Origin of the sequence: Nocardia sp. CC201C, from assembly GCF_030010695.1 — a bacterium.
GTDB lineage: Bacteria > Actinomycetota > Actinomycetes > Mycobacteriales > Mycobacteriaceae > Nocardia > Nocardia otitidiscaviarum.
Genome location: NZ_JASCXP010000290.1, coordinates 1 through 9580 on the forward strand (window position 1 = coordinate 1; position 9580 = coordinate 9580).

Genomic DNA, 9580 nt, shown 5'->3' on the forward strand with positions numbered 1-9580 from the left:
ACGTGATCGGCCGGGTCGGGGTGAACGGGGCCGGTAAATCGACCCTGCTGCGCATGCTCGCCGCCGGTCGGGCGGCGGACGGCAGCATCGCGCTCAGCCCACCCGACGCGACCGTCGGCTACCTCGCGCAGGAACCCGAGCGGCTGGCGGGCGAGACGGTCATGGCCTTCCTGGCCCGCCGCACCGGTGTCGCGGACGCACAGCGGCGCATGGACGCGGCGGCCGAACGGCTCGCCGACGGCGGCGCGGACGAGTATTCCCCCGCCCTGGAGCGTTGGCTGGCCCTCGGCGGCGCGGATCTGGAGCAGCGCGCTGCCGAGGTAGCCGCCGAACTCGGCCTCGCCGACAGTCTGCCACACGGCCAGGACACCCCCATGACCGTGCTCTCCGGCGGCCAGGCGGCCCGCGCCGGATTGGCCTCGGTGCTGTTGTCGCGCTTCGACATTCTGCTGCTCGACGAGCCCACCAACGACCTGGATCTGGACGGCCTGGAACGCCTGGAGCAGTTCGTGGCGGGTGTGCGCGCACCCCTCATGGTCGTCAGTCACGACCGGGAGTTCCTGGCGCGCACCGTGAATCGCATCGTCGAACTGGATCTCGCCCAGCAGCGGGTGGACGTCTACGACGGCTCCTACGATTCGTATCTGACCGAACGCGAGATCGCCCGCCGCCACGCCCGCGAGGCCTACGAGGAGTTCGCCGACACCAAGGCCGGACTCGAGGCCCGCGCCACCATGCAGCGCAACTGGATGGAACACGGCGTGCGCACCGCCCGCCGCAAGGCCAAGGATCCGCGCAAGCTGGACTCCGACAAGGCTGGTCGCAAGATGCGCGCGGAGTCCACCGAGAAGCAGGCATCCAAGATCAAGCAAACACTCAAGCGCATCGAGCGCCTGGACGCGGTGGAGGAACCGCGCAAGGAGTGGGAGCTGCGCATGTCCATCGCGGCCGCACCGCGCAGCGGCACGGTGGTCGCCACACTCTCCAGCGCCACCGTGGCGCGTGGCGACTTCACGCTCGGGCCGGTCACCGTGCGCATCGACTTCGGCGACCGCATCGTGCTCACCGGCGACAACGGTTCGGGCAAGTCCACACTGCTGTCGCTGCTGCTCGGAAAGACCGTGCCGGACAGCGGTTCCGCCGCCCTGGGCTCCGGCGTCGCCATCGGCGAGGTGGATCAGGCCCGCGGCTTGTTCCGCGGAACCGCCACGCTCGCCGATACGTTCAGCGCCGAGGTGCCCGACTGGCCGGAGTCCGAGGTCCGTACCCTGCTGGCGAAGTTCGGTCTGCGCGGCTCACATGCGCTGCGCCCCAACGACACCCTGTCACCCGGCGAGCGGACCCGCGCCGCTCTTGCTCTGCTCCAAGCGCGCGGGGTCAACCTTCTCGTGCTGGACGAGCCCACCAACCACCTCGACCTGCCCGCCATCGAACAGCTGGAGCAGGCGGTCGAATCCTTCGACGGCACCCTGCTGCTGGTCACCCACGACCGCCGCATGCTCGATACCGTGCGCGCCACCCGCCGATGGCGCATGGAGCGCGGCCGATTGACCGAGGACCGCTGACGCGCGGCGGAGTCCTACACCGCCGCTACCAGTTTCGCGAGGTCACCGGCCAGCCGCTGGGCCTGGTCCAGATCGGTGGCCTCCACCATGACGCGGACCAGCTGTTCGGTTCCGCTGGGGCGCAGCAGAACTCGACCCGAATCGCCGAGCACACGTTCGGCTTCGGACACCGCCTCCAGCACCGAGGGAGCCGCCGCGACAGCGGACTTGTCGCTGACGGGGACGTTCACCAGCACCTGCGGGACCGTCCGCACCACGGATGCCAGATCCGCCAGGCCGCGGCCGGTTTCGGCCATCCGCGCCATGAGCTTCAAGCCGGTGAGAATGCCGTCGCCGGTGGTGCCGAAGCGCGGGAACACCACGTGTCCGGACTGCTCGCCGCCGAGTGAATAGCCGCCGCGCCGCAGCTCTTCCAGGACGTACCGATCGCCGACCGCCGTGGTGAGCACCGTGATTCCGGCCTCACGCAGGGCGATGTGCAGACCCAGGTTGCTCATGACCGTCGCCACCAGCGTGTCGTCGACCAACTGGCCGCTGTCGCGCATGGCCAGTGCCAGGATCGCCATGATGGCGTCGCCGTCCACGACCGCGCCGGTGGCGTCCACGGCCAGGCAGCGGTCGGCATCACCGTCGTGCGCCAGACCCAGATCCGCGCCGTGTTCGAGGACCGCGCGCCGCACCTGCTCCAGGTGCGTCGAACCGCAGTCGTCGTTGATGTTCAACCCGTCCGGGTCGGCGTGAATGGCGATGACGGTCGCACCCGCCTCGCGGTACGCGGTCGGCCCCACCTCGGAGGCCGCGCCGTTGGCGCAGTCCACCACGACCTTCAGTCCGCTGAGATCACGGCCGGTGGCCTCCACGAGGTGTTCCACATAGCGTTCGTGCGTGCCCTCCAGGGTGTAGGCGGCATCGGCGTGGAAGACCTGTCCGCCGAGGCCGGGACGGCCCAGCACACGTCCGATGGCCGCCCCCGTGGGCCGGGCGAAGGAGCCCTCGGCGACCAGCGCCTCGATGCGGTCCTCCACGGCGTCGTCGAGCTTGTGCCCACCCGCGGCGAAAATCTTGATTCCGTTGTCCGGCATGGGATTGTGCGATGCCGAGATCATGACGCCCAGGCACGCGTCGTACACGCCGGTCAGGTATGCGACCGCCGGAGTCGGCAGCACGCCGACCGACAGCACGTCCACTCCGGCCGACGTCAGGCCCGCGGTGACCGCGGCCTCCAGCATCTCGCCACTGGCCCGGGGATCGCGCCCCACCACCGCCAGCGCGCGCTTCTTGCCCCGGCTCAGAACCTGCGCCGCCGCGGCCGAAACCCGCAGCGCCAGTTCCGGACTCAGTGACTCGTTGGCAAGCCCGCGGACTCCGTCGGTGCCGAACAAACGTCCCATACCTCACCCCTGGTCGATTGACATAGCAAAAAAGCAGGCACCCGGCCGGTCCGAAAACCATTGCCGGAAGCCTGCTCTCGTACCGGGGATCGTCCCCGCCCCGCGGGGAGCACGCGGTCTCGCCGCGCCATGCCCGTACGAATCGCCGCATCTGACAATACCGTGCCCGGCCCTGCGCGGGGCCGGGCACGGTAGAGCCGTACGGCGCGATATCAGCGCTTCGAGTACTGAGGCGCCTTGCGGGCCTTCTTGAGGCCGTACTTCTTGCGCTCGGTGGCACGCGGGTCACGGGTCAGGAAGCCGGCACGCTTGAGGGCCGGACGATCCTCGGGGGTGACCTCGATCAGCGCACGAGCGATGGCGAGACGCAGCGCGCCGGCCTGACCGGACGGGCCGCCGCCGACCAGGCGGGCGTGCACGTCGAAGGTCTCGGTGCGCTCGACGGTGACCAGCGGGGACTTCACCAGCTGCTGGTGCACCTTGTTCGGGAAGTAGTCCTCGATGGTGCGGCCGTTGAGCACGAAGTTGCCGGAGCCGGGCACCAGGCGGACGCGGACGACGGCCTCCTTGCGGCGGCCGACGGTCTGCACCGGGCGGTCGATGACGACCGGGGCGTAGGTCTCGGCGGTGTACTCGGCGTCGTAGCCGGCACCCTCGTCGACGACCTCGACGCTGGTGTCCTCGACGACGAAGTCGTCGTTGAATTCCTCAGGAGCGGTCACTGGGCCACCTGCTTGATCTCGAACGGAATGGGCTGCTGAGCGGCATGCGGATGGGTCGGGCCCGCGTACACCTTCAGCTTGCCGGCGATGCGGTTGCCCAGCTTGTTCTTCGGGATCATGCCCTTGATGGCACGCTCGACCAGCCGGTCGGGGCGGGTCTCGAGCACCTGGCGGACAGACCGGGTCTTCAGACCGCCCGGGTGGCCCGAGTGGGTGTGGATGAAGGTGCGGTCGGCCTTGTTGCCGGCAATGGAGATCTTGTCGGCGTTGATGATGATGACGAAGTCGCCACCATCCACGTTCGGGGCGTAGGTCGGCTTGTTCTTGCCGCGCAGCAGATTCGCTGCCTGCACGGCAAGGCGGCCGAGCCGTACGTCAGTGGCGTCGATGACGTACCACTTGCGGGTCACGTCACCAGCCTTGGGGCTGTACGTAGGCACAGTGCTTCCCTGTCTGTCGTCGGTGTTGCCAGCCAAGCATGCGATCGAGCCGATCCCGGCGGCCGGTGGAGACCCGGGGACTCGTGGGACACACCGGTTGCCCGGCGGTACCGCACGCCAACGGGCCACGATACCAGGGGCGGGCCGGGCACCAGAAACCGGTCTCCGGCGGGCGGGCAGTGGACCTCACCGACCGAGTGGGGCAACGCACCCGGTCACGGGCCACGCGGGTCAGCGCACCGGCCACGGGCCCCGCTCGGACCGCGAACCGGTCACGAGCGGAGTGAACAGGTCAGGAGTCGAAGTGCGGGTCAGATCTGGACGGGCGGGCCCGGGTCCGCGCCTCGGATGGGGCCGGGGATGGAGTAGCGCAGGGTGTCGATGCCGCTGGGGGTGCACTCGACCACCCCGGGACCGTTGATGGCGGCGATGCCGGGGGCAGGCGGGAGGGTGGCGAAGGGGGTTACGGCGCACGAGCCCCCGGCCGGTTCGGCGATGCGGTCCACGGCGGGCCAGGAGCCGAAGTCACCCACGGGCCGGACGCCGGGCGCGGGGATGTCGTATTCGACAGATCGGATGTCGAAGTCGCTGGCCACCGCGGTCGAGTCGACCGTGGTGGCGGGTGTTTCGGCGGCAACCGGAGGCATATGTGCACCGGAGAGCGCATCGCCGGCGCCGAACCCGGATGATGCGGCGTCGGAGTCCCCCACGGTTTCGGTCCCCCCCGTGGTCACCGCGACGTCGTCGGCGGGATGCCCGGAGTGCAGGGTGACCGCGGCGAAAGCGGCCGCACCCAGGATGGCGGGGGTTCCGAAGCGCCTTCGCATCAGCGCTTGCCCTTCATCTTTCGCCACAAGCCCTTGCGCTTGCGATCGCCCTCGGCCGCATCGCGATCCGAACTGTCGGCATCGCGGTCCGGCGATAGCGGATAGGGGGGCTGCGGCCCGCTGGACGGCATCGGTCCACCGTACATCGCTCCGCCCTGACCCGCCCCGGTTCCCGCGGACGTTCCACCGGGTCCGTGCGGCCCATATCCCCCGCCACCGGGCCCGTACTGCCCCGGCTGGCCGTAACCACCCGAAGCGCCACCGGCACCGGAGCCGTATCCCTGCCCCGGCGCTACCTGCCCATGCGGTCCCGTGCTCTGCCCCGGCGCTACCTGGCCATGCGGACCGGTGCTCTGGCCCGCCGTGGCCTGTCCGTGCGCTCCCGTGCTCTGACCGGGTCCGACCTGCCCATGCGGGCCGGTGCCCTGGCCCGGCGCACCTTGGCCGTACGGAGCGTTCGGCCCCGGCGCGCCGGACGCCAGTCCGTACGGACCGGCACCCGATCCGGGTGCGGCAGGGGTCTGCCCGTGCGGGCCGGTGCTCTGCCCCGGCGCGGTGTGGCCCGGCGGGTATGGGCCCGCACCTTGCCCCGCGTACCCCTGTCCGGCGTGGCCCTGCCCCGAGTAGTCCTGTCCCGAATAGTCCTGTCCCGCAGGAGTATTGCCAGCTCCCACCTGCTGCTGTCCGGGGGGCTGTCCCGAATAGCCCTGCCCGGCAGCACCACTCGCACCACCTGGCTGCCCACCACTACCGGTGGGCGAATTCCCCTGCCCCGCTGCCTGACCGGGCTGCCGCCCGACCACGGCGGTCGTCTGATCGTCGGCCGGCGTCCCCGGAGGCCGCGTGAACCGACCGCCCACGGTGGCGAGCCCCGGCGGCAGTCCCCGCGTCGACGGCGACGCGATCGGCACCTCCCCGCTGGATGGATTCGAGGGCGTTCCGCCCGGCCCCTGGGCGGCCGCCGCATGCCCCTGCGCCGCGAGCTGCGCGGCCTCGGCCTGGGTCATCCGGCGAGTCTGCCCCTCGGCGGGATCGATCGCACCGGATGCCGAGTGCGTGCCTCCGCCGCCAGCAACCTGCGCCCCGTCCGCCACACCACCGTGGGCCGCGGGCTTCGCCGCCGTGCCACGCGCGACCTGTCCAGCGACGGCCGCCCCGGCCTGTTGATCAGCGGCGGCGACAGCCTGCTGGCCGACCGCCATTGCGCCCGAACCGGATTCGCTCGCCTCCCGCTGCCCGGAAGCTCCTGCCGCAGCGCCACCCGGTTGCGCGTATCCGGGCTGTCCGGGCGCGGGCTGGGTGAGGCGGGGGTCCGGTGCGTACTCGTCGGCCTCGATGTCATTGGCCAGCAGGTGGGTCGCGCCCAGGACCAGCGCGTGCATGGGGTGGTCGGCGACCTGGAGGCGGTGGCCGAGGTGGTTCTGGAAGGCCAGGCGCAGGGCGTCGTTGAAGGCGATATTGCCGGTGAGCAGGACCGTGGAGGTGTCCGCGCCGATGGTGCGGGCGGCGGCCATGACCTCGATCACCACATTGTCGGCGGCGCGGGCGTCGTGCAGGGCCTCCGGATGGATGGTCAGGCCCATGGATTCGGTGGGCTCCTCGTCGTCACCGTGTACGGCCACGACCAGGCACCCGCGACCGTCGGAGTAGACGCCGGTCGCGCCGACCACCGGGCCGGGTTCGGGGCCGCGCACCAGGTTCAACGCGCGCACGTATCCCGACAGCGCCACCGATTCCGGCAGCGGCTCCACGATCACGCCGAGCTGTTCCACCAGGCGCGCGTATTCGTCGACCTTGGGGTCGGGCCAGTCGTCCGGGAACGGCAGCGCCACCACCGCGGGCGCCCCGCCCAGATGCTTGCCGATACCCGCCAGCGGATTGAACAGCCGCGCCCGGAACACCAGTTCGGCGGGCCAGGTGGCCCCGGCCACCACGATCTGCGGGTGGCCGATGATGTCGCGCACATCCGAGATGGCGATACCGACGTCGGGACGCCGGTCCACCCCGGCGGTGTGCAGCCGACCGGATGAATCCGCCAATAGGTACGCGGGCGGTGTATATGTGCCTTCGACCTGCACCGGGCGGATCGGTGTGCCACCGCCGCCGGCGGCCGCCGTCACCACATCCCACCCGAGATGCACTGCCCCAACTCGAGCCGTCACAGCCACCAGTCTGCCTGTTCACCCGTCGGCACGCGCGGCGCGCCCGTCACGCGGCCGATTTCTTGAGCCGCAGCCGAGACCAGGTGAGCAGCGCGAAGACCAGCGCCAGCACGCCCAGCATGCCCACGTTCAGCGCCCAGATCCGTGGTTCGTGCTGCCACAGCTCATCGGGCTGCGCGGCGGCGAACAGTTCACGGATGTTCACCGTGGACGCACCGGCGGCATAGCCCCAGCGCGCCGGGAACAGCCAGGACACCTGCTCCAGAACCACCCGGTCGGTCACCTGGATCATGCCGCCCGCCATCACCAGCTGACACATGATGATGACGACCAGCAGCGGCATCACCTGCTCGTTGGAGCGAGCCAGCGTGGACAGCAGCAGGCCGAGCACCACACAGGTCACCGTGGTCAACGCGATATCGACATACAGCTCGATACTGCCGTTGGGGATGACCGCGCCGGCACCGGGCGCCTTCTTGACCGCCAGCACGATGCCCAGCATGACCGCCGCCTGCAACAGCGCGGCAATGCTGAAGATGGCCACCTTCGACATGAGGTACGCACCCGAGCGCAGGCCGACCGCGCGCTCACGGAAGTAGATCGCGCGCTCCCCCACCAGATCTCGCACCGTCAGGGTGGATCCCATGAAACAGGCGCCGAGTACCAGCACCACCAGCAACTGCTGGGATTCGCTGCCGCCGACGACCATGAAGGAGCCGTCCGGCATCTGGGTGAGCGCACCCTTCTGGAAACCGTTCTTGCCCGGCACCACCAGCGACAACCCGCCGAGCACGAACGGCATGACCGCCAGGAAGATGAGATAGCCGCGGTCGGCCAGGATCAACCGCACCTGTCGGCGCGCCAATGTCGAGAACTGTTTGAAACCACTGGATTTCGGCGGCTTCACCGGTTCGAGCTGTTTCACCGCCGGTGGTGGCGGTGCGAAGGCTTGGCGCGACCGGTAATTCGCGAAGGCGCGATCGGGATCGGCGGCCACCCGGGCGAAGATCTCCGCCCAGTCGCTGGTGCCCAGGAAGTCCTGCACCCCGCCCGGATGCCCGCAGAACGCGGTCTTGCCGCCGGGCGCGAGCAACAGCACCTGATCGCACATGTCCAGGCAGGCAACGGAATGCGTGACCACGATGACGGTGCGGCCCGCGTCGGCGAGCTCCCGCAGCATGGTCATGACCTGACGGTCCAGCGCCGGATCCAGACCCGAGGTGGGTTCGTCGAGGATCAGCAGCGAGGGACCGGTCAGCAGCTCCATGGCCACCGAGGCACGCTTGCGCTGACCACCCGAGAGCCGGTCGACGCGGGTGTCGGCGTGCTGGGTGAGCGAAAGTTCCGCCAGCACACCGTCGATCACGCGTTTGCGGTCTTCCTTGGTGGTATCCGGGGGCAGGCGCAGCTGGGCGGCGAAGCCCAATGCCTGCTTGACGGTGAGCTGGCGGTGCAGCACATCGTCCTGGGGCACCATGCCGATACGGGAGCGCAGCGCGTCGTATTCGGCGTGCAGATTGCGACCTTCGAAGGTGACCACACCGGCCGAGGGCTGGGTCGCGCCCGCGACGAGTTTGGACAGCGTGGACTTGCCCGCACCCGAGGGCCCGATGAGCGCGGTCAGCGATCCGCGCCCGGCCTGCATGTTCACATCGACGAGCAGCTGCTTGTTGCCCTCGACGGTGAACCCGATGCCGTGTACGTGCAGGCCCTGCTCGGCGACCGGCCGCTGCCGGTGGACGAGGGTGCCCTCCTTGACGACGAAGTCGACATTGCCGATGGTGACGATATCGCGTTCGCGCAGCTCGGCCTGCTGTTGCCGACGACCGTTGACGAAGGTGCCGTTGGCCGACCCGAGATCCTCGATGGTCAGCCCGCCCTGATTGCCCGCGATGAGGCGGGCGTGCTTGCGGGAGGCCAGCGGATCGTTGACGACGATCTGATTGTCCGGCGTACGACCGATGGTGAGCCCGCCCGCGGGCAGCCGATCCGCCCGCGCCACGGGACCTTCGGCGGCCCGGGCGCGCACCGGCGGCAGGGCCGAGACATCGGCCTTGGCCGTCATATTCATGACATCCGGAGCGCCCGCGTGCAGCGGCACTTCCGGCTGCGACGCCGACGGGGGTCGTACCTCCGGCTGCGGCATCGACGGCGGACGCACCTCCGGCTGCGGGGTGGAGGGCGGGCGGTGCATCTGCTGCGGCTGCGACGGCAGCCGGTGCTGCGGCTGCTGATGGGACGGCTGCTGATGCGCGGGTGGCTGGTGCTGCGCGGGTGGCTGCTGATGCGCGGGCGGCTGCTGATGCGCGGGCGGCTGATGCTGCGGTTGTGACGGCGGCCGATGCAGCGGCGGCTGATTCGTCGGCTGCCGGAAGGCGTGCGGCTGCGCGTAGGGCTGCGGCCGCTGCTGCGGTGGCGGCGGGGTGCGGCGCGGTTCCGGCGGGCGCTGCTGCGGCGGCCACTGCTGCGGCGG

7 protein-coding genes are annotated in these 9580 nt (G+C 70.4%); 1 reads left to right on the forward strand and 6 read right to left on the reverse strand.

Annotation, left to right across the window (positions count from 1 at the left end; genetic code table 11):
- A partial coding sequence (locus QK444_RS25390) for an ABC-F family ATP-binding cassette domain-containing protein (protein ID WP_282784389.1) occupies window positions 1-1565 on the forward strand: 1565 nt, incomplete at its 5' end.
- Window positions 1566-1579: 14 nt separating this feature from the next.
- On the opposite strand, the gene glmM is transcribed toward QK444_RS25390, so the two are convergent.
- The 6 genes from glmM to QK444_RS25420 all read right to left on the reverse strand — a co-directional run bounded on the left by glmM (window position 1580) and on the right by QK444_RS25420 (window position 9454).
- Complete coding sequence (gene glmM, locus QK444_RS25395) at window positions 1580-2956, reverse strand: phosphoglucosamine mutase (RefSeq protein ID WP_195145154.1); 1377 nt, start codon at window positions 2954-2956, stop codon at window positions 1580-1582.
- A 212-nt stretch (window positions 2957-3168) separates the two neighbouring features.
- Entirely contained in the window at window positions 3169-3678 is a 510-nt protein-coding gene (gene rpsI / locus QK444_RS25400; protein WP_282784391.1) for a 30S ribosomal protein S9, read from the reverse strand.
- Window positions 3675-4118: a 50S ribosomal protein L13 gene (gene rplM / locus QK444_RS25405; protein ID WP_029923748.1), complete on the reverse strand. Its 444-nt coding sequence runs from the start codon at window positions 4116-4118 to the stop codon at window positions 3675-3677. Before rplM ends, rpsI begins: the two co-directional genes overlap by 4 nt.
- Before the next feature lie 311 nt (window positions 4119-4429).
- Window positions 4430-4945: a hypothetical protein gene (locus tag QK444_RS25410; protein ID WP_282784393.1), complete on the reverse strand. Its 516-nt coding sequence runs from the start codon at window positions 4943-4945 to the stop codon at window positions 4430-4432.
- Window positions 4945-7107 carry a hypothetical protein gene (locus QK444_RS25415; RefSeq protein ID WP_282784395.1) on the reverse strand — a complete coding sequence of 721 codons (2163 nt, stop codon included), beginning with the start codon at window positions 7105-7107 and terminating at the stop codon, window positions 4945-4947. Before QK444_RS25415 ends, QK444_RS25410 begins: the two co-directional genes overlap by 1 nt.
- A gap of 46 nt (window positions 7108-7153) precedes the next feature.
- Window positions 7154-9454, reverse strand: coding sequence for an ATP-binding cassette domain-containing protein (locus QK444_RS25420; RefSeq protein ID WP_282784397.1), 2301 nt, complete (start codon window positions 9452-9454; stop codon window positions 7154-7156).
- Between the last annotated feature and the right edge of the window lie 126 nt (window positions 9455-9580).